The organism is Candidatus Izemoplasma sp. (genome assembly GCA_036172455.1).
Classification (GTDB): domain Bacteria; phylum Bacillota_I; class Bacilli_A; order Izemoplasmatales; family Izemoplasmataceae; genus JAIPGF01.
Map to the genome: position 1 here is coordinate 157934 of JAXKVY010000003.1, position 26604 is coordinate 184537.

30 protein-coding genes are annotated in these 26604 nt (G+C 35.9%); 20 read left to right on the forward strand and 10 right to left on the reverse strand.

Translation table 11 applies throughout. The annotated features are described in order from the left end of the window. Position 1: 1 nt before the first annotated feature. From UMR38_06140 to UMR38_06155, 4 genes are all read right to left on the reverse strand, one after another. Positions 2-319, reverse strand: coding sequence for a hypothetical protein (locus tag UMR38_06140; GenBank protein MEC9485437.1), 318 nt, complete (start codon positions 317-319; stop codon positions 2-4). Between the two features lie 46 nt (positions 320-365). Further along, on the reverse strand, positions 366-674 hold the full coding sequence (locus tag UMR38_06145) for a zinc-ribbon domain-containing protein (GenBank protein MEC9485438.1): 309 nt from the start codon (positions 672-674) through the stop codon (positions 366-368). Positions 675-802: 128 nt separating this feature from the next. Continuing rightward, positions 803-1093 (reverse strand): DUF975 family protein, encoded by a 291-nt coding sequence (locus UMR38_06150; protein ID MEC9485439.1) that lies wholly within the window; start codon positions 1091-1093, stop codon positions 803-805. 84 nt (positions 1094-1177) lie between these two features. Then, on the reverse strand, positions 1178-1399 hold the full coding sequence (locus UMR38_06155) for a hypothetical protein (protein MEC9485440.1): 222 nt from the start codon (positions 1397-1399) through the stop codon (positions 1178-1180). A gap of 327 nt (positions 1400-1726) precedes the next feature. Here UMR38_06155 and UMR38_06160 point away from each other — a divergent pair, with 327 nt between their 5' ends. The 10 genes from UMR38_06160 to UMR38_06205 all read left to right on the forward strand — a co-directional run bounded on the left by UMR38_06160 (position 1727) and on the right by UMR38_06205 (position 9554). Further along, positions 1727-1900 carry a hypothetical protein gene (locus UMR38_06160; protein ID MEC9485441.1) on the forward strand — a complete coding sequence of 58 codons (174 nt, stop codon included), beginning with the start codon at positions 1727-1729 and terminating at the stop codon, positions 1898-1900. 266 nt (positions 1901-2166) lie between these two features. After that, the gene (locus UMR38_06165) at positions 2167-2499 is read left to right on the forward strand and encodes a hypothetical protein (GenBank protein ID MEC9485442.1); all 333 of its coding nucleotides are present in this window, start codon (positions 2167-2169) and stop codon (positions 2497-2499) included. Next, the gene (locus UMR38_06170) at positions 2496-2843 is read left to right on the forward strand and encodes a hypothetical protein (protein ID MEC9485443.1); all 348 of its coding nucleotides are present in this window, start codon (positions 2496-2498) and stop codon (positions 2841-2843) included. Before UMR38_06165 ends, UMR38_06170 begins: the two co-directional genes overlap by 4 nt. Positions 2844-2858: 15 nt before the next feature. After that, complete coding sequence (locus tag UMR38_06175) at positions 2859-3368, forward strand: ABC transporter permease (protein ID MEC9485444.1); 510 nt, start codon at positions 2859-2861, stop codon at positions 3366-3368. A 92-nt stretch (positions 3369-3460) separates the two neighbouring features. After that, complete coding sequence (locus UMR38_06180; protein MEC9485445.1) at positions 3461-4120, forward strand: FAD-dependent oxidoreductase; 660 nt, start codon at positions 3461-3463, stop codon at positions 4118-4120. A 94-nt stretch (positions 4121-4214) separates the two neighbouring features. Continuing rightward, positions 4215-4970 carry a nucleoside phosphorylase gene (locus UMR38_06185; GenBank protein MEC9485446.1) on the forward strand — a complete coding sequence of 252 codons (756 nt, stop codon included), beginning with the start codon at positions 4215-4217 and terminating at the stop codon, positions 4968-4970. 56 nt (positions 4971-5026) lie between these two features. Continuing rightward, entirely contained in the window at positions 5027-6793 is a 1767-nt protein-coding gene (locus UMR38_06190; GenBank protein ID MEC9485447.1) for a DegV family protein, read from the forward strand. Positions 6794-6803: 10 nt separating this feature from the next. Then, positions 6804-7337: an ATP:cob(I)alamin adenosyltransferase gene (locus tag UMR38_06195; protein MEC9485448.1), complete on the forward strand. Its 534-nt coding sequence runs from the start codon at positions 6804-6806 to the stop codon at positions 7335-7337. A gap of 14 nt (positions 7338-7351) precedes the next feature. Continuing rightward, the gene (locus tag UMR38_06200) at positions 7352-8584 is read left to right on the forward strand and encodes a deoxyribodipyrimidine photo-lyase (GenBank protein ID MEC9485449.1); all 1233 of its coding nucleotides are present in this window, start codon (positions 7352-7354) and stop codon (positions 8582-8584) included. Beyond that, positions 8577-9554, forward strand: a complete 978-nt coding sequence (locus UMR38_06205; protein ID MEC9485450.1) for a DUF523 and DUF1722 domain-containing protein — start codon at positions 8577-8579, stop codon at positions 9552-9554. Before UMR38_06200 ends, UMR38_06205 begins: the two co-directional genes overlap by 8 nt. 102 nt (positions 9555-9656) lie before the next feature. Here UMR38_06205 and UMR38_06210 read toward each other — a convergent pair whose 3' ends face one another. From UMR38_06210 to UMR38_06220, 3 genes are read right to left on the reverse strand one after another with little or no spacing between them, the layout of a single operon-like run. After that, positions 9657-10463: a hypothetical protein gene (locus UMR38_06210; protein MEC9485451.1), complete on the reverse strand. Its 807-nt coding sequence runs from the start codon at positions 10461-10463 to the stop codon at positions 9657-9659. A 24-nt stretch (positions 10464-10487) separates the two neighbouring features. Further along, the gene (locus UMR38_06215; protein MEC9485452.1) at positions 10488-10610 is read right to left on the reverse strand and encodes a hypothetical protein; all 123 of its coding nucleotides are present in this window, start codon (positions 10608-10610) and stop codon (positions 10488-10490) included. Between the two features lie 2 nt (positions 10611-10612). After that, positions 10613-10942, reverse strand: a complete 330-nt coding sequence (locus tag UMR38_06220) for a PadR family transcriptional regulator (protein ID MEC9485453.1) — start codon at positions 10940-10942, stop codon at positions 10613-10615. Positions 10943-11074: 132 nt separating this feature from the next. On the opposite strand from UMR38_06220, the gene UMR38_06225 reads away from it, so the two are divergent. Then, positions 11075-11467 (forward strand): DUF2177 family protein, encoded by a 393-nt coding sequence (locus UMR38_06225; GenBank protein MEC9485454.1) that lies wholly within the window; start codon positions 11075-11077, stop codon positions 11465-11467. Positions 11468-11550: 83 nt separating this feature from the next. Then, a complete protein-coding gene (locus UMR38_06230; protein MEC9485455.1) occupies positions 11551-11886 on the forward strand; it encodes a hypothetical protein in 336 nt (111 codons plus the stop codon). 21 nt (positions 11887-11907) lie between these two features. Here UMR38_06230 and UMR38_06235 read toward each other — a convergent pair whose 3' ends face one another. Continuing rightward, positions 11908-12516 (reverse strand): TetR/AcrR family transcriptional regulator, encoded by a 609-nt coding sequence (locus UMR38_06235; protein ID MEC9485456.1) that lies wholly within the window; start codon positions 12514-12516, stop codon positions 11908-11910. Between the two features lie 104 nt (positions 12517-12620). After that, positions 12621-14978: an FtsX-like permease family protein gene (locus tag UMR38_06240; protein MEC9485457.1), complete on the reverse strand. Its 2358-nt coding sequence runs from the start codon at positions 14976-14978 to the stop codon at positions 12621-12623. 157 nt (positions 14979-15135) lie between these two features. On the opposite strand from UMR38_06240, the gene UMR38_06245 reads away from it, so the two are divergent. Continuing rightward, positions 15136-17967, forward strand: a complete 2832-nt coding sequence (locus UMR38_06245) for a hypothetical protein (protein ID MEC9485458.1) — start codon at positions 15136-15138, stop codon at positions 17965-17967. 228 nt (positions 17968-18195) lie between these two features. On the opposite strand, the gene UMR38_06250 is transcribed toward UMR38_06245, so the two are convergent. Then, complete coding sequence (locus tag UMR38_06250; GenBank protein MEC9485459.1) at positions 18196-18939, reverse strand: TIGR02206 family membrane protein; 744 nt, start codon at positions 18937-18939, stop codon at positions 18196-18198. A gap of 232 nt (positions 18940-19171) precedes the next feature. On the opposite strand from UMR38_06250, the gene UMR38_06255 reads away from it, so the two are divergent. The 7 genes from UMR38_06255 to UMR38_06285 all read left to right on the forward strand — a co-directional run bounded on the left by UMR38_06255 (position 19172) and on the right by UMR38_06285 (position 26548). Beyond that, entirely contained in the window at positions 19172-19603 is a 432-nt protein-coding gene (locus UMR38_06255) for an Hsp20 family protein (GenBank protein ID MEC9485460.1), read from the forward strand. A gap of 61 nt (positions 19604-19664) precedes the next feature. Beyond that, positions 19665-22247, forward strand: coding sequence for an ATP-dependent chaperone ClpB (clpB, locus tag UMR38_06260; protein ID MEC9485461.1), 2583 nt, complete (start codon positions 19665-19667; stop codon positions 22245-22247). Positions 22248-22410: 163 nt separating this feature from the next. After that, positions 22411-24177 carry a pyruvate formate lyase family protein gene (locus tag UMR38_06265; protein MEC9485462.1) on the forward strand — a complete coding sequence of 589 codons (1767 nt, stop codon included), beginning with the start codon at positions 22411-22413 and terminating at the stop codon, positions 24175-24177. 101 nt (positions 24178-24278) lie between these two features. After that, positions 24279-24638 (forward strand): glycine radical domain-containing protein, encoded by a 360-nt coding sequence (locus UMR38_06270; protein ID MEC9485463.1) that lies wholly within the window; start codon positions 24279-24281, stop codon positions 24636-24638. Then, the gene (pflA, locus tag UMR38_06275; protein MEC9485464.1) at positions 24639-25367 is read left to right on the forward strand and encodes a pyruvate formate-lyase-activating protein; all 729 of its coding nucleotides are present in this window, start codon (positions 24639-24641) and stop codon (positions 25365-25367) included. A 91-nt stretch (positions 25368-25458) separates the two neighbouring features. Further along, positions 25459-25662, forward strand: a complete 204-nt coding sequence (locus UMR38_06280; protein MEC9485465.1) for a DUF2892 domain-containing protein — start codon at positions 25459-25461, stop codon at positions 25660-25662. Between the two features lie 91 nt (positions 25663-25753). Beyond that, the gene (locus UMR38_06285) at positions 25754-26548 is read left to right on the forward strand and encodes a hypothetical protein (GenBank protein MEC9485466.1); all 795 of its coding nucleotides are present in this window, start codon (positions 25754-25756) and stop codon (positions 26546-26548) included. The last annotated feature ends 56 nt before the right edge of the window (positions 26549-26604 follow it).

A 26604-nucleotide genomic window follows, 5' to 3' on the forward strand; every position in this document is an offset into this window, starting at 1 on the left:
GTTAATCAATAACACCAAAGCCAAAAATACTCATAAAAAACATGATATAGATAAAAACAAAGGTTAAACTCAGTCCTACATATACTAATGCCCCAATACCTGCAGAACGTGCATTCAACGGCTTATCATCTTTCCAAATTAAATAAACAATTAATCCTGCGACAGGTACCAAAAAGCCTAATAGACCCCATAAAAAACCACCTTCATCTTTGACAGATGATAAGGTATTTTGTGATTGTCTATGACGTTCTTTACCACAGTGTAAACATACATCTTGTGTGGGAGTGACTTCCTCACCACAGTAATAACAATATGTCATCTTCTCACCTCACATAAAAAGGGTGCAATGCACCCTTTTAGTCATCTTAAAATGATGCTGCGCCAGCCAAAGCAAATACAACAATGTACATAAAGATTGAAATACCGACTGAAATAAGTGCACCCATTCCGGCAGCTTTAGCAGTCAATGGGCGTTCATTTTGCCAAACAAGAAATAAGATAAGTCCGACAATTGAGACACAGAAACCTAATAATCCCCACAAGAATCCACCTTCATCAACGGGTGCTTTAAATCCTGAACTTTGGGATTTTAATTTGTGGCCACAGTTTAAACATACGTCTTGATCCTCGTTAACTTCATTCCCACAATTAGGGCAATAAGCCATAGTAAACATTCTCTCTTTTTTACGTTTTTTAATTGAAATGAATTATAATTATACTATACATTTTAAGTCTATACAAGGATATTTATGCGATAGCTATAATTATCAAACAAAGAAAAAACACTCAAAAATTTGAGTGTTTAAACACGCGTTTTCACATCTAAATAAAATTCAGTGAGGGTTGCTTGCATGTATGGTCCAACATAGATAATCGCAAGACCAAAAGTAATCGCAACAAGAAGTCCCCAGAAAAAGAATGACAGACCTAAGAGGAACAAGTCCATTTTACGACCATCCATCATGCGCATACTGAGTTTAATTGCTTCACCAAATTTCACATTTGGATAATCATCATCAGCTAGTATAAATGGCGTCATCGCATACGACAAGGCTTTAATAATCCCTGGGATGATTAATAGTAATGCCCACAAAAAGATGAGCAATCCCATCAATAGTAACGTAACTAAGTTACGTAAGTAATGCCCATTTGTAAAGGCATCTAATAAGTTCCCTACTTATGCAGGTTTATTTTGTGCATGAAGTAAATAAAAACGGTGATATCCAACCGTAATAGGAATCACTAAAACGGCAATGATTGATCCAAAGAAGGTAGCGTTGTCACCTAAGACATTCACGCCATTTGGAATCGATTGAACTAAAATGTAAATTAAGGTAGCGGCAATCGCAGTACCCCAAAAGCCTTCTAATTTGGCTTTGGCTGTTTCCTTATATCTCATAATCCTCTCCTTTAAAGTGTTAATCATCTTATAACAAAAGGTATTTATAAATAAAAGGATTTTTGTTACAATTAAAAGCGTAATAGAAGAAGTGTTTTATGATAATGATAAGGAATCTATCGGTTGTACCTCTTATTTATGAGTTTTTTTACAAGATATGATAAATTAGAAGGAGGATATTATGCGCACAATTATTGACGTTAAGCATTTAGTCAAACATTATGAAGACATTCAAGCTGTAAAAGACATTAGTTTTACTGTTGAAAAAAAAATAGTTTTTTTGCTTTCTTAGGACCTAACGGCGCAGGAAAAAGTACAACAATTAATATTATTTCAACGTTATTAAGCTATGATCAAGGTGATGTGAGAATATTTGATCAAACACTTGGAAAGCAGGATGCTTTAATAAGAGAAAAGATTGGTGTTGTATTTCAAAAGAGTATGTTAGATGATTTATTAACGGTATATGAGAATTTAAAAATACGCGCAAGTTTTTATTAACTCGACAAAGCAGACTTTGAAAAACGGTTACGTGAACTCAATGATTTTATGAATATTACTGATTTTTTAGATCAACGATATGGTGACTTAAGTGGAGGCCAACGCCGTAAAGCAGATATTGCCCTTGCATTATTACATTGGCCATAACTCTTAATGTTAGATGAACCTACGACAGGGCTTGATCCGAAGAGTCGAAAAGATATTTGGGCATTAATTGAAAAACTACGTCAGGAAAAAGATATTACCATTTTTTAACTACCCAATATATGGAAGAAGTTAAAGATGCCAATAAAGTCGTTGTCTTAGATGAAGGGAATATAGTGGCAGTAGGAAGCAGTGAAGCCTTACGCCGAGAGTATTCGTTTGATCGTGTTAAAATGATCCCCAAAAAAGGATTAGTCGCTGCATTACAAAAAGCCAACATCGATTATTATCAAGTGAATGATACGATTAATATTAAAGTTGAGTCAAGCTTTGATGGGATTCCATTGGTCAAACAATTTGAAGAGTATATTGAAACCTTTGAAATTATTCGTGGTGACATGGATGATGTTTTCTTAAATATTACCGGCCGTAAATTAGAAGGAGGTAGCCAATGATATTACTGAGATTAATTGAACGTAATTTAAAACGTTATTTACGTGATAAAGCTGCCGTCTTTTTTAGTTTTTTAAGTGTTATCATTATCATTGTACTCTATATTTTATTCTTAGGGAAAATGCATGGTGATAATCTAACGTATGAAATGGGTAATATCGACGGCATTGACTGGATGATTTCATCTTGGATTATGGCGGGGATTATCATCGTCAGTACAGTTACCGTTCCTTTAGGCGCTGTGGGTAATTTAATTGATGACAGGGACGATGGGATGTTAAATGATTTTTATTCGTCACCAATTAGTCGGAATACTTTAGCCTTATCGTATTTAATCAGTGCCTGAGTGATTGGATTTATCATGGTCATCGCAAACTTAGTGATTGCCCAATTTTACGTGATGACACAAGGTGGCGACATGCTATCTTTTATGCAGTTAGTGAAAGTCATTGGTTTAATCATATTATCGATTATGACCTTTAGTAGTTTCTTTTTCTTCATTGCCATTTATATGAAAACGCGTAACGCATTTGGCACTTTGTCGACATTAGTTGGCACCTTTATCGGATTTTTAGGCGGAATTTATATCCCGATTGGCGTATTGAGTAAAAGTGTCCAAAATGTTGTTAACTTAATACCAACGGCACATGCCGTAACTTTAATGCGCCGTGTCTTTATGCAAGGGGCAATTGATCAAGTATTTGATGGCGCACCTGAGGAAGCCTATCAAAGTTATGCCGATATCTATGGACTGAATGTGAATATCTTTGGCTATACGATGACAAACTGGCAGATGGTATTATCAATGGTTATATTTATGACAATATTCTACTTGTTAAGTGTTATTAAACTATCGCATTCTAAATTATAATGAAAAAAGGTTCTGGTCATCCAGAACGTTTATTTAGTACATTGGTGTAAAAGTTTGTTTAAATTAATTATAATAAAGATGAGGTGATCATTTTGGGAAGTCCAGAAAACTATGACATTGCATTAAAACATAAAAAACGCGTTCAAGACAGATACACTGTCTTTGAGTTTGAACGTCCTGATGGATTTACGTTTACACCGGGGCAATATGGTGTATTTAAACACATTAATAAAGCGGTGAACGGTCGTAAGGTACGAGCCTTTTCACTTGCGATGAAACAAGATGAAGACTTGATTCGGATTGCGACTCGAATTGAAGCACCTGTGAGTGATTTCAAACAACACCTTGATGCCTTAACATATGGCGATAAACTAACAATGCAAGCGCCTGTTGGTAACTTTACTATAGTAGATCCTAGCCCTGCGGTCTTTTTAGTTGGGGGCATTGGTATTACGCCGGTATACAGTATGGCCTTGAGTCATCCAGTCTTAGATAAAACACTTGTGTATTCTGAACTTGATCACATTTATCCGTTTAAAGAGGAACTTGAACAGATTGATCACTTAACCATCCATTATACCAGTGGGGTAGAGCCTACCCAACATGCAATCAAAGAAGTCGTGAATACCCATTCCGATGCGCTTTACTATGTTGTCGGTAGTCCTAATTTTGTGAATGGGATAAAAGCCTTTTTAAATGAACTTGGTGTCAACCCCAAACAGATCTTTAATGATTCTTTTTCAGGATATTAAAACACACTAAAAAAGTTGGCATTTATGCCAACTTTTCTTTATAATAAAAGTAGATAGACATCCGATTAAACAACTTTTTTTAGAAGAGGTGAATATGGGTATTGTATCGAACAAGAGAAAGTTTGATGACAGTAAGGCATTGATTGAACCGAGTGAACGGTTACCAAAGTTACCAAATATGCCAAAACGTGTTGTCTTAACCTTTTTTAGGACAGAAGTAGAACGGTTGTATGAAGATTATGAAATTGAAGTCATTTATACATTAGAAAGTGAAATGGGTGAACAGCCCGTGTTTAAATTTCGCGATAGTGATATTGCCTTAGTACCTCTAGGCATCGGCGCACCACTCGCAGCCGGTATGTTTGAGGAGATTATTGCTTTAGGCGGAGAAATCTTTTTCTGCACGTGCGGCGCAGGAACATTAATTAATAAAGAACTTGGCGCACTGATTTTTCCAACCAAAGGCATCCGTGATGAAGGGACAAGCTATCACTATGTCAAAGATCAAGAAGAGATTAAAATACATCGTCATACAAATAAACGCGTCCAGGACATTTTAAGCGAATTAAAGATTGATTATATCGAAGGGACCACTTGGACAACGGATGCCTTTTATCGAGAAACACCATCGAAAATTGAAGCGATGAAACAGCGTGGTTGTCTAACAGTAGAGATGGAATTTACTGCCTTAGCCGCAGTTGCTGAGTTTCGAAATGTTCAGTTCGCAGAACTGTTATATTGTGGAGATAAGCTATCAGACAATAAATGGGAAGGAAGAGAGTGGAATAAACAAGAACTGTTGCGAAAAGATTTAATCTTTTTGGCAAAGGATGTCGTCGCAAAAATGTAACGCAAATCAAACTATAAAAATTCTAAATTATGATAAAATTAGACTAGGTGATAAAAATGACAACTTTAAATGGAACAGACTTATTTAACATGTTTGCGCACGGTACATCGCATGTCATGAAACAACGACATTTATTAAATCATATTAATGTGTTTCCTGTGCCCGATGGGGACACAGGAAACAATTTAGTCCACACGATGCAGACGATTTACAGAGAAGCAAGCCACTCTGAAGACTTTAGTGAAAGCTTGGAATCAATTAGTGATTCTGCGTTAGTTGGTGCTAGAGGAAATAGTGGTGTTATTTTTGCGCAGTTTGTCAATGGGTTAAATTTATCTAATCAAACAGGCGCAAACCACGTTAAAGTATCGGATTTTGTCGATATGGTTTGTGAGAGTGTAACACATACGTACAACTCACTCAGTAACCCTGTGGAAGGAACGATGATTACAGTCATTAGACACTGGGCAGAAACCTTGAAAGAACAACTTGGATCAATTGAAAACATTAAACTACTTTTTACAAATGCTTTGGAAAAAGCAAAAGAATCTTTAGAAAAGACGAAAGAGACATTAGCAGTCCTTCGTAAACATAATGTTGTTGATAGTGGCGCACAAGGGTTTGTTTTGTTCGCAGAAGGCATGTTATCTTACTTTAATGGAGAGACCTTAGATTTAGATGAAAATGAAGTGGTTGAATTAGAAGATACGCATGATTTTGAAGGTGACATCGCCTTTCGGTATTGTACAGAAGGATTAGTAAGAGCGAATAATATTGATGAAGATAAGATTAGAGAGACATTAAAGGACCTCGGTGATAGTTTAATTGTTGCGATGGGGAAACATATGTTTCGGATTCATATCCATACAAACAATCCCGAACATGTCTTTAAACGCTTAAGTGAATTTGGACAAATCGAATCACAGAAGATTGATGATATGAAAATGGATGTGGCGTTAAAAAATACAGATAAAAAACGCGTCATTGTGACCGATTCAATTGGCGATATAGCCAAAGATGTATTACTCGATCATAACATTGTTGTGATTCCGATATTTGTCAATGTCGATCAGGTTCAGTATTTGGATAAATTGAGTATGACAAATGAAACGTTATTTGACTATATTGATGATGCTCTTGCGTACCCAACCACAAGTGCCCCGTCAATTAAGTATGTCAATGATTTATTTAATAGACTCTTGTTGCGCTTTGATGAAATCTTAGTCTTTACGGTATCATCTAAGTTAAGCGCAACATATAACATTATTAAAGGTGAAGCTGATAAATTAGCGAAAAAAGGGAAAAGTATTAAAGTCATTGATACATTAACGAATAGTGGAGCACAAGGATTGTTGGTAGCAAAAGCTGCTGAAATGCTAGATGAAGGTGTTCCAACGGATGAGATTATTGACACCATTAACAACGATAAAAAAGAGACTGAAATTCTTGTGTGTTTAGAAACATTTAAATACGCAACAATGAGTGGTCGATTGCCTAAGGTGGTTGGGAAAATCGGTATGACACTTGGCATTAGACCAATTATGACAATTAACAAAAAAGGTGAGGGGTCAGCCTTCGGTATGGCCCTCAGTCAAAAAGGAATTACGAAAAAAATCAGAAAATATGTCGAAAAAACATTAGCCAAACATGATATAGAACGCTATAGTTTAGTTCATTGTTTAAATGAACCATTATTAGAAGAATATGACGCACTATTTACAGAGATTATTGGCAAAACACCAGAATTTAAAACTGAAGTTTCTAGCGCTGTTGCTGTTCATAGTGGCATTGGCAGTGTGGCAATTAGCTATATAAAAACTTAGGAGTGGTAAAATGACACGCATTGATGACTATAAGATGATTTCTACTAAAAAAGGTGATAAAGGGACCTCAAAGAATTATTCAAACGAAGCCTTTAGTAAAAGCGATACTGTCTTTGATACACTGGGCGTACTAGATGAATTATCTAGTTTTCTTGGCCTGAGTTATCATTACACCCCTTTTAAAGACGATATTAAAACCATTCAAACGACAATCCAACATATCAATTCTTTAATTGCGACGAATCCTGATGATACCAAAAAACGCAATCTAGCACAGATTAGTGATGAAGATATTGATAAATTAGAAGCAATAGAAGCACGTGCGATTAACGATACCAACATTCAACCTAAGTTTGTATTACCCGGTAGTGAGTCTACAAAGCCTGGGGCCTATTTGGGTGTATGCCGTGCACTTGCAAGAAAAGCGGAACGACAAGTGAATCGCTTTTATGAAGTAAAACAACGGGATAAAAATGATTTGTTACTCGCATACTTAAATCGATTAAGTGATGTGTTATTTATTCTTGCCAGATCGCAAGATTAATGAGGAGAGGAACTATGCAAGAGAGATATGATGAAGTAATTGAAACTGACTCACCACAACAAGCCTTATATCTTATGACAAAAGCGTTTCGCATTCGCAATAACTATGCCTTGAATGCGTTGACGCATTTTGATCAAGATATGCGCCACGTTGTGGTTTTTCATACAGATGAAAAGAACGACAGAACCAATCATTTTTATCATCAGCTAACGCAGGATTTACCGGAAAAACTTACCCAAATGACCGAACATGTCGATATCAAAAACACCCTTGATGATATCAGTGATTTGATCAAAGACGTTGATATTGTGTATACTGATAAAGCGTATTTAAAAGAGGATAAACACCGATTCAATCAATTAAAAACCATGTGTGAAAAGCATCATACAGGACTCGTCACCGTTGAAAATAATGTGTTTGTTCCTGTTGTCATCGCAAGCGATAAAGAAGAATACGCCGCAAGAACCATTCGCCCGAAAATTAATCAGAAACTTCAAGACTTTAAGGATACAGTCTTGATGGAGTATGATGGGTGCTTAGGAGAACGTGAAGCGTATGAAGTCTTAGAATCTTTTGTCAGACATAAGTTAGATCATTACGATCAACGCAATGATCCTGCAAAAGAAATGACCTCAGGCTTAAGCCCATATTTAAAGTTTGGGTTTATCTCACCTGTCCAAATCTTTCACATTATTAACGAACAATCATCTCCGAATAAGGATGCATTTTTAGAAGAGCTGATTGTAAGAAGAGAACTCGCATATAATTTTGTCTATTACAATGAAGGGTATGATACGTTTGATCAAATGACCTATGGTTGGGCCTATCAAACGATGGATAACCATATATTAGATAAACGGGAACATCTCTATACGATAGAGGATTATAAAACGTTTAATACACATGATAAGTATTTTAATACGGCGATGAAAGAAATGATATATTTTGGTGAGATGCATGGGTATATGCGGATGTACTGGGCCAAAAAGATTATTGAATGGTCAAAAAATTACGAGTATGCCTTCAATACAGCGTTAAAACTGAATAACTATTACTTTTACGATGGCAATACCCCAAACGGGTATACAGGTGTCGCGTGGTGTTTTGGTAAACACGACCGGGCTTGGACAGAAAGACAAATCTTTGGTAAACTTAGGTATATGAATGCGAACGGTTTAAAACGAAAATTTGATATCGATGACTATGTCGATATGATTAATCAACGAGTGGAGGATATGGATGAGTAATTTTAAAAAACCGAATATTGTATTAAGTGCGTGTATTGAGCATAAGCATGTACGCTATGATGGCTCAATGATTTCAAGTGAGTTTGTCAAACGGCTTGAGCCGTTTGTCAACTATATATTAGTTTGCCCAGAAACAGAAATTGGCTTACCGAGTCCACGAGAAGCTTTACGACTGGTGAGAGAAAATCATGATGATGAGATCAAACTCATCTCAAGTATTCACGGTAAAGATCATACCAAAGCCATGGTCGAATTTACGAACAGTTTTATTGAATCATTAGATGCGCGTGAAATAGATGGCTTTTTACTAAAAGCAAAAAGTCCAACCTGTGGCTACAATGGCGTTAAAGTCTATCGCGGGGTAGGGAAAGCGAATGTATATAGTCAAAAAGTTCCAGGGTTCTTTGGCGGGGCTGTTGTGGAACGATTCCCAGATTATCCTGTTTCAACAGAAAGACATATTTCCAACTTTGTGATTCGTGATCACTTTTTCACAAGTATTTTCACATTAGCTCAGTTTCGTCATTTGAAAACACATCACAAAATAGGACACTTACGTGATTTTCATGCCGAAAACAAATACTTATTGATGACCTTCTTTCAAGATGGCGTGAAACGCCTCGGTCAAATTGTGGCAAATCATGATAAACTACCAAGCAAAACAGTCTATGAATTTTATGAAAAAGCGCTCCGTGATTTATTACAACATGAGCCAACAAAGGAAAAACGAGTGAATGTTTACACGCATATGTATGGCTACTTTAAAGATAAAATCAAAACCAGTGAAAAAGATCATTTCTTCGAGACATTAAATGATTATCAAAACGATAAATTACCCTATACCAATGTTTTAACCTTGCTTTTAGGCTATGCGGTAAGATTTGATGAAGATTATTTATTAGATCAAACGATATTTAGTCCATACCCTAAAGACTTATTACAAGTTGCGGACAGTGGTAAACAATTATAAGGGATTGTTAATGTGATTTTTGCTTTGATGATTGTCAGAAGTTGATGAACTTGATATTTGTATTTAAGAAAATAATCCAAAAGAATTTAAAAACGGCTAATATTAGCCGTTTTTTTGTGATAACTTATCAAAATCAACAAACATCTTTAAGTAGTCTAAAATAGATGCGATGAGAACGACAACCCCGGTGAAGATGAGGGCATATTTAACCACATCCGTCACAATATCTAAATTATAGCCTTCAATGAGTGTCATGTTAAAGATGTTTTGTGTTGCCATGTATATCAAGATAATACTGACAAAGATACCATTCATTAATGCCATCGTTTTTGTAAAATAATTTTTACGCCGTAAGAATGCTTGGGTGGTGTGAATAATGATTGAAATAAAGATACTAATATTAAACAGTGGTAATACGCGACTGAAATGATCGTTAAGTAAAGGGATTTGATTGCCTTCAAAATATATGGCAATCAATCCTTGCTGGTAGTTAAGTATATACAATATAGCAACGTTGACGAGAATGCCTATGATATTTCCAACAAGATTCGTTCTGAATACTTTTGTTGGTGCGTCTGGTAAATCTCTTGGGTCGAATGTGTCATGGTCTACAGTAAACCTTGGTTGAATATACCGTTCAATTAAGACAAAGACAATGAAAATCATACCAATCATCGATAACAATGTACTGATGATGACAGGGAGTTGATACATTAAGTGCAATAACAGCTCCATCGTTGTAAAGGAATTATGTGAGACTAAAAATTCAATCAGATTCACAAACAACAACAAAAGAGGTAATGCGATTGAAATGATTTTGATCATCATTTCAATGATTGGTTCAAAATCTCTACTGATTAAGGTGGTACTTCCCCGGTACTCCCTAGCGACATCTCTTGGATGTCCCATTTCCTGTAAGACATCAATGATTGATTAATCGTTATTTTCATCAACTTGTTCTAAAATGTTTGCGCGTAATTCTTTGATGATGTCATCTCTTTCTTTTAAGGGTAAATACCTTTTTACCTGATACAAATAATTATCTATAAGCGTCATGTTCATTCCCCCATTAATTGTTTTATTACTTTATGTAGTGCATGATATTCGTCTTTAAGTGATGCATAAATCTTTTTACCATACGTACTAAGTTGATAGTATTTTCGTGGTCGAGCACGCTTTGTATCCCAAGTGGCCGTTAAAATATCTTGTTTTTCAAGTCGTCTAAGTAAGGGATAAAGCGTATTTTTATCAATATCTAACCCCTTTTTTTGTAACGTATCAACAAGACTATAACCATAGTGTTGAGTTGATAACTGTGAACAAACGGCAAGCACTAAGGTGCCTTTTCTTAACTCTTGAATTAAATTATCGAGTGTGTTATCTCCCATCGTATCACCTCAATACTATTATAGTGTATAATGCACACTATTGTCAATATCAAAATAATCTAAATTTAAAACGCGTATTAGGGTTCCAGAAAGTGACAAGATATAGTATAATACATTTAAGGAGTTGATTGTATGGGTTTTATTAAATTATATTTGATATCATTTATTGTCTTTTTAGCGATTGATGCGATATGGCTAGGACTTGTTGCGCCAAAGTTTTATAAGAGTCAAATCGGTCATTTAATGACTGAGACACCAAACTTTATTGCGGCGTTAATCTTTTATCTCATCTTTGTTGTTGGGATTGTCTATTTTGTGCTTATGCCTAATATAGATGGTAATCTTAGTGGTGTAATTATCTCAGGCATGCTATTTGGTTTTATCACGTATGCAACGTATGATCTCACCAATTTGGCAACGTTAAAAGATTGGCCAATACTCGTGACAGTTGTTGATTTAGCGTGGGGAACATTTTTAAGTACTTCAGTAGGGGTAATTACTTACTACATTGTACAATTATTTTAAAATAACAGGCGAAAGCCTGTTTTTTAATGCATATATTTATATTTTAAGATATACTAAAGTTATCAAGACGTAGGAGTGATATCATGTTTAAATCGCCAAAACAGTTGACGCGTTTTATTCTATTTAGTTATTTCTTTACGGTCTTTTCTTTATGGATCATCACTGAATTTGCCACAACGAGTGTTGTTGCGGCAATAGTTGTGATTATTATTTTATTAGTGGATGGCATTGTTAAATTTGTGATGATGATAACAAGTATGATTCATCTCGTTCAGTTTGTCTTTCAGATTAAACATGGTCGTTTCATGAGACGTCTTATGAACGTCGTATTGTCAGTTGTATTATTTGTGGGCACATTCTTAATTGTCCTTTTCGTAGTATTAGGGTCATTGATTATTATCTTGCCATTTACGGCATAAAAAAAGACACTTGAAGTGTCTTTACTTATAAAATACGTCTCTAAATAAATCAATATATTCTTCGATATCTTTTTCTAACTCACCAAATGCGTCTTCTTTAAATTGATTGTCATTATCCGCAAACCATTCTTGTGAGATCCGATCAATGGTCCAACGGACAACATTCAAGGTTTTTTCGATGTTGACTTTCTCATCGAATAAGAAGTAGTCAATATTACTGAATAGTTTGTTATAAATGATCATCTGTTCATGCTCGGATTGTATTTGGCAACGTTGTTTGATTTCTTTTTCTTTGACCTGAGTGAGTTTTTCTAAGAATGCCATAAACTCAGGGTGTTGGATATAAGAAGAGATTTTTTGAACAGTCGTCGCGCTTAATCGATGAAAGACATCACGATCAGCAAAATTCACTCCATCATACAGTTCATTACGAAAAACATCCAAAATATGTTGATGGACGGTAATATACAATTCTTTTTTCGAAATGTAATAATGGAAGAGTAGTCCTTTTGATACGCCAGCGTCTCTAACAATACTGTTGGTGGACGCTTTTTTATATCCCTTCTGTGCAAATTCTATAATCGCAGCCTCAAGAATACGTTCTTCCTTTGTTAAAGCCTGATCGCTCATGGAATCATCCTTTCTCATAATACTCTCGTAGTATAAGTTTATCATTAACATGGTCAATTTGTCAATAAGATTTAAAGAATACTTCTTTAAGGGATTTCTTCAACTTATTCTTTTTTCAAGAGTTCATGGATACTTATTTGGTCATAACGTCGTTGTTCAATGAACACTAAAACACCGAAAAAGAAATGTGATGCGATGAAAACGATGCCGAATGATACAGGGTTGATGTCTAACACAAGTTTAAAACCGATAGTTTCAATGATGACGTTTAATAGCTGTTGGATAAGATAAGTTGATACAGGGATACTCAGGATAAAACCACTTACAAATCCAATATAAAGTGGCAATGTATATCGAATATGTATTTCTTTTAAGGTGTAACCTAAACTTTTTAAAATCGCAATATTAATCGATTGGGTATCATTATATTCAATCATGACTAAAATAAACAAGTATAGACCAATGATGACACTTAACGTTAATAAGACATTTAAGATATACGTACTGATGGTCAAGACATCAGCCATTTGATCGACAGAAGCGTTGTAATCAATCCGTGAGGTAATATAAGGATGATCATAGGTATGATCGGTTGTATAAATACCGTTATACGCATCATAATTGAATCCTAATTGAGCTAACATCTCACTTTTTAACATAAAGATATTACTATCGATGAGTTCATTAGAGATACCCACAATCTCTTTGGTTAATGACACCGACCCAAGTGTGAAACTGATTGAGTCACCCATGTCTAACGCTAATTGTGTACTTAAATAGTCACTGATAATAATGCCTTCTAAAAGTAATGCATTGTTAGTGACATCGTCATCAATCAAGCGTTTTAATGATGTGTCAGAGTCAATGCCATAAAGCATGGTTCTTTTTGGTGTAATCTCGTTATGATTGATAGAGGTAATAGTGATCGTTTCTTTTGTGTAAGATTCATACGAATCTTTCAAAGGATCATTTTCATAATATTGTAAGTTAATCATTTCTTCATAATGATTGCCTGTTTTCGTGGTATCAATAAAATCAGAAAACATATTACTCGCAAGAACACCGACATGGACAAACACCCCAATACTTAAAAATAGAATGAGGGTATAAACGAGTGTTTTGATGGGGACAAATTTAAATATAAACCGTTTCTTAGTCACTGTTTTAAACAATAGCGCTTTATGTATTGTGATGTAAGAGACGATAAGAATGAACATGAACGGGATAATGACAGTGAACAGAAAAATCGTAAACTCAAACTGAAATGGTGCTTTCGGATATAAATAACGTGCACTATATAGTCTAAAAATATAAGGGTGTAAAGCTAGGCCAATCACGTAACCTAATACACTTAACGACCCTAACAGTAAAGGGAGTGTAAAAAGCCCTAGATGTATTTCTTTTTGAGTATAGCCAAGTTGTTTAAATATTAAAATATCGGCTTTATTATCTTTAATATATCGCGTGATAAACAGGGTTATAATAAGTAACGTTAATCCATAAAAGACCGGTAAAAAAGTATTCATAAATACTCTAGCGTTCGTGACCTCTTCATCAAGCGCAATAATCCGGTAATTTAGTTCCTTAGGAAATACAATCTGAACCATGCGCATCCCTTGATTTAACCGCGAGTAATCAGCATTCATTAATTCATCATACCCAACATCACCAATCAATTCCACAAGATCGCCTTTGACATGATACTTCGTAAAGGCAAAGCCACCTAAATGATTAATCGTTTCCTCGGTCGTTAAGACCAATGTTTGAACATTCGGATCAAACTCAATGGTTGATAAACTAAAGATAGGATAGATAAAATCGACTTGATAGAAAAAACCAGTAATTGTATAAAAGGTCCCATCAATCTCTAACGTATCATGAATTTCTAAATCATTTGCCTCTGCGAACACCTGAAATATAGCAATCTCACCAGTGGTATTTGGTAGCCTTCCTTCATGAATATAAGGAATACTGATAGACTCGGTGATACTGATGAATTTATAGATATAAGGATCATCGATAATATTCTTTGTTACCCGTTTTTCAACGGTATAATTGTACTGATCTTCAAAGATAGTAATCGCGTCTTGAACAATCCTGTCATAGACGTCTGGCGCATCTTTAATTTTTTGATTGACCAAGATATTTAATTCATTTTGCAGGATAGAATTATGTGGTTGCGCTAATGCTAATGAACAGTCTGTCAAGATATCAAGTTCTTGACATAAGGTAATGGTTTGACTCCCTGTGAGATAATTTAAATCAATATCGCCCATGCTAAAATAAAAGTCTTCAACCTGTTGGGTCTTTAAAAACGCATCATAGTTTTGATCAAGGCGATCCACACTGGTTTTCATGACAGTGTAAGTCGCACTGATCGTAATGATTAACAGGCCAAGGCTTATAACGTAAAACCAATGCGTTTTGAGTTTTCTGAATTGATCAATCATTATCCATCGCATGATTAACGCTCCTCATCTTAATATTATTATAAGCAATTTCTCCTAAAAACACCAAAATAATTCGATATTTTATATTTCGAAGTAAAATTCACAAAAAATTCATATGCGCTTGTTATAATAAAGATAGAAAGAAAAATTAAAAGGAGAGGTGTTATTAATGAAGAAATTATTAGGGTTATTTCTAATTGGGCTCATGGTTTTATCGTTATCGGCATGTGGTATGTTTTCTGAAGAGGATGTCGATGATATTGTGAACTGTGTAGAAAACCCTGATGATCCATCGTGTGAAGAAGTCATCCCAGATGACGATGACGACCGCACGGCAGAAGAAATTTTGATTGATACAATGATCGAAAACTATAATGTTTCCGGTGATTTAACATTTTTATCTACTGCGATTAATTCTATGGATTTCAGTAGTGCATTAGGGCAAACGACTTCTTTATACCTAGAGGTGACTGAAGATATTGATGAAACGCATTATATCGACGCAGTCATTACTGATAAATTTGTGGACAATAATGGCATGATGATATTAGAGCGCCATGTGGTCTTAGACATAGATGGTGAAGAAAGTATCGATATTACCATGTACTTTGAAGAAGTTGATATGGGCGTTCATGTCTATGTTGAAAGAGCACCAATTGTGGCAGAACTTGATCAAACTGCGCAAAATGAACTCGCGTGGATGGGCTTTGAATCTGAGTATGTCTTATTCCAATTTGATGATACCATTGAAAACATGATTCAAATTGAAATGATGAAAGATATTTTAGCCGATATGTTCTTTGATGATGTTGGACATGATGTCTTTGTTAACGCACAAGCTGAGATAGATAATGCCTTAGGCATTACATCCGCAACCTATAATGTTAACTTAGATGACTTATTCACAACCCTTGTCATCAATGAAGATGTGGCAGGGTTTGAAACCAAGTTACAAGCAATTGACTATGACGGTTTATTGCTGGCGATTGACCAGGCAAATGTCGCACCAATGATTGTCAATTTACTCAATCAAATCGATGCGAGTGATGGAACAGTGAACGGTACTGTGGGAAGCATTACTATTTCGGACGCAGCCAATATATTAACCAATGACACATTAACTAACTACGGAACTGAGTATTGGCTAAACAATTTAACCCCCCAAGAAATGACAGACTTTAAAGAATTGGTGGTTAAACCAACCATTGAACAAAACATGTTTATGTTCTTAACGAGTGAATTAACCCACGTGAATGAGATAGAAGCAGCGGTACTCACTCTAATCAATAATGATACTGGAGAGATGGCTTACTATAAAGGCATTGATTCAGATACCTTACTCACGAGTTACCAAGCTGCGACAAACTTTGAAACATGGTTTAATAGTCTTACATCTCAAGAAGTTGCTGCCTTAGAATGGGCTGCAATGCAAGAAGATGATGGGACAAATGATAATTATTATCAAGATATGGTTTGGGACGCAAGTGACATAGCGAATCAAAAAGAAGATATCATTGCATATTTAACCACACATCAAACTGCGCTTGAAGCGTTATCGCATAATGGTGAAGTCATTGATGTCAATGCGATGTTAAATGATTTAAACACAGGTGGCTTAACGTTATTCTTACAAAACTTAAGTGTAACAGATATTGAAATATTAGTTGAAGGCTATGTTTATCCTAAACTAGAAACACTGATGACATCGATTAACAATAATACCGTCTTAGAAGGTGTGATTGAGATTATTTGGGGTGACCCTCATATTGAAGAAGCTGTCAGACAAATTCCACACTTTGATGGTGAATTATGGCTAACCAATATCCAACAAATTGATCCCGACGCGCTTCAAACAGAAACCTTAAATGTTGACAGTTTATTGCTTGCGATGCGTGCTGGACAAACGACCTTTGATGCGTATGTGACATCATTAAGTACAACGGCACCAAATATGGCACTGTTGCTCGCACCATTTAGTCCAACTGTCCTTTACTTAGAACAATACAGTGACTATGGTGACGATATTGAATATGCCTTGAATAATTTAGATCAATTTGATCCTTATCTTAATTTAGAGTATTATTTAAATCATGAGGATATGACTGGTACATTATCACGGACTGAGGAGACAACGTTACTTGTTGAAATGGATTTGACACCATCAATGTATGAAAGTGTCTATACCGAATTCGTCGAAGATGCCTATACTTATCTCAGTGGCTTTAAAACATTGCCAGTTGATATGATCAATGATTATACATCTCACTTAGAATGTCAAGACGGTGCACCTGATACGTGTGATGATATCATGCCATATACAGAAGCGATGAATGAATTATCAGGACTCGCACCTATTGATATGACAATGGAATATGATCCAAACAATATTAATCGTATGGACATGATGATTGATTTAACCACATTCGCAGATCAACTTGTGACAGATAACTATAATGATATTTCAAGTGATATTGAATTCACCCCTGACACGAAAAATGATATTTTTACAGGTGTGAATGAATTTACAATCAATATAACCATGACAGACAGTGCGACTGTTACATTACCAACAGAGTTAGATGATGCGAACGCATTACTCACAGAACATGCTAAACTCAATCTGATTTGGGAAGTTGAAAGTTTACTATATGATATTGAAATGTATGATATGTCGAACAATACAGATTTAGCAGCCATTGTGAATACGGCAAGAACGCTAGATCAATTTGATTACTGGGTTGAGACCAGCGCGGTGATCGATGACTCTAAATCAACTGTTACTTGGGATGGTACTGAGTATACCGTTGAATTACACTGGGTAGGTGGCGATGACGCAACAGATGTCTTAGTCTTTACAGAATCAATTAGTGAAAGTGATTTAGCATCTTACTTAACTAATGGAGAAATCACCACAGAAGCTGATTATGATGCCTTAATTGCGCTTATAGATGATGATAATTACAGCTTAACCAAACTGTTAATGTATTACTTCTTTGAATAGCGCACAGCTTGGCTAAGAAACTCATTTCTATAAAAAAAAGAAAGCAAAATGCTTTGTAAACTAATTTAAAATGTATTATAATATAAGCGTAGGAGAGATCCTACACTTATCCCTTACATAGCATGGTGAATAATTTATTTATTCACACATCCCCTTCCTTAAGGGCCGCCGAGAGGCGGCTCTTTCCTTTGGGAGAGATAATAAAAAAACGGACAATCTGTCCGTTTTTTAGTTTCCTGGTTTTAAATTTAAAGTGTCTGGTACATAGTGCGTGACATAATACAAAATATTCATTGTGATAAAAACGGCACTCAAATGGACAAAGACATAGAGTTGATAGAGTGGAAATAACTCTTCAACATTTGTTGGTACGTAGTTAATGAACCAATAATTCGCATCAAATCCAAGTCTTAATAATATCGCATTGATTAAATAAATCACGACACCGATCATAAATGCGTGTTTATAAACGGTGAGCAAATCGCTATACTCCACACGATAATCATAGGCTTTATAATAATATAAAGGAATAAAGATAATAATCATATGAATAAGCATAAAATGATAATATCTAACATTATAGTATGTGTAGCCTAAACTATTTGGGAATACAAGAGCCATTAAGCCACCGAGTGTTCCAAAGAAAAAGGCATATTTGAAGACATCTTGCCGGTCAGTCAGTAGTAGCCATATATTTAAAAAGACGGCAATAGAACAAATATGTAATGGTAGACTTAATCGAGGATAAGTAAAGTTATGAATATGATACGCTACCTCTAAGATAATGAGTGTGATAATAAGCCCCCGCTTGATTACATCTTCTTTAGTTAAGTCGTGAATCTTTTTGCCAAACAGTATCGCTGTCCCCACAGCGATGACGGCACAAATAACATAAAACAAATGATGAATCGTAAACATGGTCGCGGCCTTCGAATAATCAATATCGTGACCAAAAAAACGTTGTATTGACATATATAATCCCCCTTTAAACGATACTATTATACCATATCTTTGTGATATTAACTAGATGAAATACAACAATTATATTCTTCTTAAAGCGCTTAAACAAGCGCATTTTATTTTATATTAAAAAAAGTTAATCACGGGGGTTGACAAAATAAAGAAATGTGATATTATATAAATGTAAAGTTGTTAGCACTCAACAAAAGAGAGTGCCAACAAAACAAAATAAGGAGGAATAACTATGTTTAGATTAACACCTTACAGAACCAATGCAGTGAATAGAAATGATCGTGGATATCGTGATGTATTTGATCTATTCGATGATTTCTTCAGTGAACGCGATTATGGCTATCGCAATTTCAAACTTGATGTTAGAGATACAGGAGACGAATATATAGTAGATGCCGATATGCCAGGTATTGACAAAAAAGATATCAGTGTTCACTTTGAAGATGAACAATTAATTATCTCAGTTAATCGCGAAGAAGAAACTGAAGAAGACGTGAAAGATTATATCCACAGAGAACGCAGTGTCGAGTCTTATGAACGTAGACTCCACTTAAAAGATGTTGATCCATCTAAATTCACAGCGAAATTAGATAATGGTGTCTTAACAATTCATGCACCAAAACTTGAAGAAAAAGTAAACAAGTATATGATTGACATCGACTAATACTCAAAAAACACTTCAAGGCAACTTGAAGTGTTTTTACTCTAAAAGGACGTGAGAACCAATGAAACCAGAACAAATGACACAAGCCACACGCCAAGTGTTTAATAATGCCAATCAATTAGCGCTTGAACATAATCATCAAGAGATAAAAGATATCCATTTACTTTTAGCGATGTTAGATGATGAGTCGGCGTTAATACCCAAATTATTACATAATATGAATGCCAATTTAACGGCACTTAAATCAGACGTGAATAAACACATTAGACAACTTCCACAAGTCACGGGGACTGATCGTCAACCTTATATGTCTCGCTTTGCGTCACAAATCTTAGTGAATGCCGAAAAACAGATGTCACAGTTTCAAGATACATACCTTTCTGTTGAACATCTCTTTTTAAGTATGTTAGAGACTAAAGGGACCGATGTCTATACGCTCTTAAAAAATCATAATATTACAAAAGGGGTCTTTTTAGGCGAACTCAAAAAAGTCAGAGGTAACCAAAAAGTCACCAGTGATTCACCTGAACAAAGTTATGATGCCTTAACAAAATATGGGCGTGACTTAGTCGAACTAGCAAGAGAGGGGAAACTCGATCCTGTGATTGGTCGAGATACCGAGATTAGACGGGCAATTCGAATCTTAAGTCGTAGAACAAAAAATAACCCAGTCTTAATCGGTGAACCAGGGGTCGGTAAGACCGCTATTGCCGAAGGCTTAGCGCAACGGATTTATCATGAAGATGTTCCAGAAGGATTGAAAGATAAAACCATCTTTGCCCTTGATATGGGAAGTTTAATTGCAGGAGCAAAATACCGTGGTGAGTTTGAAGAACGCTTAAAAAGCGTCTTAAATGAAGTCACTAAGTCCGATGGACGGATTATTCTCTTTATTGATGAACTCCATACGATTGTTGGCGCAGGCAAAACAGAAGGTGCGATGGATGCCGGGAACTTATTAAAACCACTACTTGCTAGAGGAGAACTCCATTGTATTGGCGCAACGACCATCGATGAATACCGGAAGTATATTGAAAAAGACGCAGCTTTAGAACGTCGTTTCCAACCGTTGATGATTGATCAACCCAATATCGAAGATACGATTAGTATCTTACGTGGGATAAAAGAAAAGTTTGAAATTCATCATGGGGTTAGAATTACAGACAATGCCTTAATCGCCGCCGCAACCCTATCTAATAAATATATTAGTGATCGTTTTTTACCGGATAAAGCAATTGACCTCATGGACGAAGCGGCTGCGCTCATCAGAACTGAAATCGATTCAATGCCCGCAGAACTCGATCAGTTAAACCGTAAGATTTTACAACTTGAGATTGAGCGTGAAACGCTCAAAAAAGAAAGTGATAAAGACTCTAAAGAACGACTCAAACGCATTGAAGAAGAATTATCAAACCAGCAACAAGAGCTATCTCGCTTAAAGGCAACATGGGATAAAGAAAAAGGATCAATTGCGCACATCAAAGAACTCAAGGCAGGAATTGACCAAATCAAACGTCAGATTGAAGAAGCAGAAAAAGCGTATGACTTAGAAAAACTTGCCAAACTAAAATATGGTGACTTACCTGAAAAGGAAAAAGCGTTAGATGCATTAAGTGAACAGACTGATCATGAACTGTTAAAAGAGGAAGTCACCGAAGAAGAAATCGCAGAAATTGTTTCAAAATGGACAGGGATCCCCGTTAGTAAACTCGTTGAAAGTGAACGTGAGAAACTGTTACATTTAGAAGATATCTTACACAAGCGTGTAATTGGCCAAGATGAGGCTGTTACGTTAGTGAGTGATGCGGTCTTACGTGCCCGTAGTGGATTAAAAGATGCACAAAAACCTATCGGGAGCTTTATTTTCTTAGGGCCTACCGGAGTGGGGAAAACAGAACTTGCTAAAACATTAACAGAAACACTCTTTGATAGTGAACACAATATGATCCGTATTGATATGAGTGAATATCAAGAGCGACATACTGTCGCAAGACTTATCGGTGCCCCACCGGGTTATATCGGGCATGATGAAGGTGGCCAACTAACAGAAGCAGTTAGGCGTAAACCATACTCAGTGATCCTTTTCGATGAAATCGAAAAGGCCCACCCAGAAGTCTTTAATACCTTATTACAACTCTTAGATGATGGACGGTTAACGGATAGTAAAGGACGAACTGTTAACTTTAAAAATACGATTGTGATTATGACCAGTAATATCGGTAGCCAACATTTACTCAATGGCATCGATCAAGACGGTAATATTACAGACGAAGCCAAAAGTGAGGTTGAAGCATTACTTCATAAACACTTTAAACCTGAATTCTTAAATCGTATTGATGATACCATTTTATTTAAACCACTGACTAAAGATGAAATGATTCAGATTATTGAATTATTACTGCATGATTTAGAGTATAAACTAAACGAACAAGATATTACCTTATCAGTGACAGATCGCGCAAAAGCATTCATTAGAGACGCGTCTTATTCATCAACCTTTGGCGCACGACCTACTAAGCGGTATATTGAGCGTCATATCGAAACCACTGTCGGGAAACACATTATTAAAGGTGCGTTAAGTCCCGGTGACACATTAACGATTAACGCGAATGACAATGAATTACTTTATGAGATCACGCAATAATGATTAACTTAGAAGTCAAACAGACTGAATCTGTTTGACTTTTTTTGTCAATTACAATAAAAACCTTTACATGTTAAATGATAACATTTACCTGTTAGAACGAATTGAAGGAAAGACTGCTTTTATATTACACTATAGGTATAAAAGGTATGGAGTTGAGTGTATGTTTAAACAGTGGAAAGCATTTAAAGGGGATACGTGGCAAAAAACCCCTAATGTACGTGACTTTATTCAAGCGAATTATAATCCTTATTATGGAGATGACTCTTTTTTAGAAGATGCGAGCGCGGCAAATAAGGCGTTATGGTCGCTCATTTTAGAAGAACTTGAAATTGAAAAACATAAAGGTGTAAGAGATATGGATACATCTATTATCTCTACCATCACCTCACATAAACCAGGATATATAAACAAAGACGATGAAATCATAGTCGGTCTTCAGACCGACAAAGTGTTAAAACGGTCTTTCCAACCGAATGGTGGGATTAGAGTAGCCGTCGCCGCCGCAAAAGAATATGGCTATGACATTGATCCTGACATCGTCGATATTTTTAACAGCTATCGTAAAACACATAATCAAGGGGTATTTGATGCCTACACGAAAGAGATGTTAAATGCGCGTAAAAGTGGGATTATCTCAGGATTGCCTGATGCTTATGGACGTGGTCGTATTATTGGTGACTATAGACGTGTGGCGTTATATGGTGTTGACTTTTTAATCAATCACAAACAAGCGCAATTAAAAAACGATACCAAAACGATGACTGAAGACGCAATACGACTTCGTGAAGAACTCACAGAACAAATGCATGCCCTAAATGAACTCAAAGAAATGGCACTTAGTTATGGTTTTGATATCAGTGAACCAGCAAGTAATGCTAAAGAAGCCATTCAATGGACGTATTTTGCCTACCTAGCGGCGATTAAAGAACAAAATGGTGCGGCTATGTCTTTAGGACGTGTATCGACCTTTTTAGATATTTATATTACCAAAGAGTTAACTGAAGGGACCATCACAGAATTTGAAGCCCAAGAACTGATTGATCAATTTGTGATGAAATTACGATTGGTCCGTTTCGCAAGAACACATGCTTATAATGAACTCTTTACCGGAGACCCAACTTGGGTCACTGAATCCATTGGCGGGATGGGACTTGATGGCAGACCCTTAGTTACCAAAACATCCTATCGGGTTTTACATACATTATATAACTTAGGGTCTGCGCCAGAACCTAACTTAACAGTGCTTTGGTCCGATGACTTGCCGGATAACTTTAAATCCTATTGTGCGAAGGTATCAATCGATACCTCGTCGATTCAATATGAAAATGATCAATTAATGCGCAACGCGCATGGGGATGATTATGGGATTGCCTGTTGTGTGTCTCCAATGGAACTAGGTAAAGAAATGCAATTTTTTGGCGCACGTGCTAATTTAGCCAAAGCATTACTATATGCGATTAATGGTGGGGTTGATGAAAAAACAGGCAAACAAGTAGGGCCTAAAATTGCTCCAATCACCAGTGATATTTTAACCTATGAAGACGTCATGACAAATTATGATCTAATCACAGATTGGCTCGCAGAACTGTATGTCAATACATTAAATGTGATTCATTATATGCATGATAAATATGCTTACGAACGTATTCAACTTGCCTTACATGATAAACATGTTAAACGGTATTTCGCCACAGGAATTGCGGGATTAAGTGTTGTGGCTGATAGTTTATCAGCCATCAAATACGCAAACGTTCATGTCATAAGAGATAAGAAGACAGGTCTCGCAAAAGATTATGAGATTGATGGCGAGTATCCAATGTATGGGAATAACGATGAACACGTTGATACAATCGCTTGTGAAATTGTTGAGAACTTTATGACAAATTACGACAACTTCATACATACCGTGATGCTATCCCGACAATGAGTATCTTAACGATTACATCCAATGTTGTGTATGGGAAAAAGACGGGGAGTACACCCGATGGTAGAAAAGCCGATGAACCATTTGCCCCAGGGGCAAACCCAATGCATGGGCGTGATCGTAACGGCGCTTTAGCGTCACTATCTAGTGTCGCAAAACTGCCATATGAGCATGCACAAGATGGGATTAGTTATACTTTTAGTATTACACCTGATGCTTTAGGAAAAGGAATGGAGCGTAAACAGACTAATCTAGTCGGTCTTTTGGACGGGTATTTCTTAAAAGGCGGACATCACGTTAACGTGAATGTCTTTAAACGGGAATTATTAATTGATGCGATGCGACATCCCGAACGGTATCCGCAATTAACCATTCGTGTATCAGGCTATGCGGTAAACTTTGTGAAACTAACTGAAGAACAACAACTCGATGTGATTAACCGAACCATTCATAAAGGTGTGTAAATGACACTTAACGTTCATTCAATTGAATCGTTCGGGACAGTCGATGGACCGGGGATCCGGTTTGTCATTTTTACACAAGGGTGTCATATGCGATGCCTTTATTGTCATAACCCAGATACATGGGAGATGAATCAAGGAACAGAGATGTCGATTGATTCGTTATTAGACCAAATTGATGATTTAAAAGTCTTCTTAAAAACGGGCGGTGTAACAGTCTCTGGTGGCGAACCATTACTTCAAGCAAAGTCAATCATTCCTTTATTTAAAGCATTACAAGAACGCGGGATACATACCTGTCTTGATACTGCTGGGTTTGTTGACTTAACAGAGGATGTAAAAACATTATTATCGTATACTGATTTAGTGATGATTGATATTAAGCATATGGATGATGACTTGCATCGAGATTTAACGGGCGTAAGTCATTCACGTACGTTAAGTCTGTGTCGCTATCTAGATCAAGAAAACATTCCGATTTGGGTGCGCCATGTCTTACTCCCATCGGTGAACGATAGTATAACGGACTTAAAGGCATTAAAAGATTTTTTAGATTCGTTAGATAGTTTGGTAAAAGTAGAAGTCTTACCCTACCATACATTAGGTAAAGTTAAATGGGAAGCCTTAGGCTACCCATATTTACTCAACCATATAACACCACCTTCTAAATCTAGAATAAAAGAAGTAAAAGCGTATTTACGAAAAAATTTAACACCGCATGATGACTATTAGGGTTTCATAGCGTTTAAGACATATATGAAAATGTTTTTCTATTTTGTTTTTTATCGGTTTACGGTATAATAATAGTAGAGGTGAAAAGAAAATGAAAAAGAATGTCGGTAGTTTAGATGCAAAAATTCGTTATGGTGTAGGGATTATCTTTATTATTTTAAGTTTCTTCTTTCAACCATTTTGGCTATTTCTAGTATTAGGTGTCATTAGTTTTGCCACAGCATATTTCCATACGTGTGGGCTTTACAAATTATTTGGTGTGAATACATGCCAAGTTGACACAGAAGAAGAGTAACGACAAAAAAACTTCAACATTTTTCTTGTTGAAGTTTTTTTTATGCCTGTTATAGTGTATAATACTAGATGTATTTCTACGGGGTGAGAACATGAGACAAGCAAAAGTATTAATACCAATCGGATTGGTATTTATTGTATCCATTATATTAATGTCTATTTTTAGTAATGAAGAAAGAGACATTATTATCAATCAAGCATATTGTGAAGAATATCCCGATATGCTTGTTTGTACAGAAACATCTGTGAGTGAGTTTGAGGTGGTTGAAGATATCTTTCAAGCATTGCTCATTGAAGGTGATGGTGTCATTGATGAAAGTTTTTGTGATAATCACTTTTATGGTAAAGTGAAAAGTTATTGCTTAAATGAAAATATTGAGATATTACCACATGATTTTTATAGACTCTCGAGTACCATTGGGGTTATTCCAAAAGATAATGGCAAATATACCATAACCACACAATATTATAATGAAGCACCAGGATATGAGTTCCATATTAGTTTAACAGTAGTCGATGGGATTTATCAGTTTTCTGGCTTAAGCTATGCTGAAGCAAGTGCTCCTACTGAATTAGACCTAACTGAAGAAACACTAAAAACCGTGTTTGAAGATATCATAAATGATTATGCGGCTAGAGACAGATGTCAAGAATACTTTATTGAAGAGGCGTATTATGACTGTAAAGAAAATCCAGAAGCGATTCTGCCACTTTCAGTTGTACCATCAAATTACACCATCACACAACTCGAACTGAATAGCTACTTATATGAATTTGATGATTTAGTTGACAATATAAGTTACAGCATCGTTTTGAATTACAAAGCAGTCGATGGCATTGTCCGTATAAATAACGTAATAGTCGAAAGTGCCACCATAACTGAATAATGTAATAAAAAGGTTGCTTGAAAAAATCCCCTTATGCCATTATACTACATATAAGA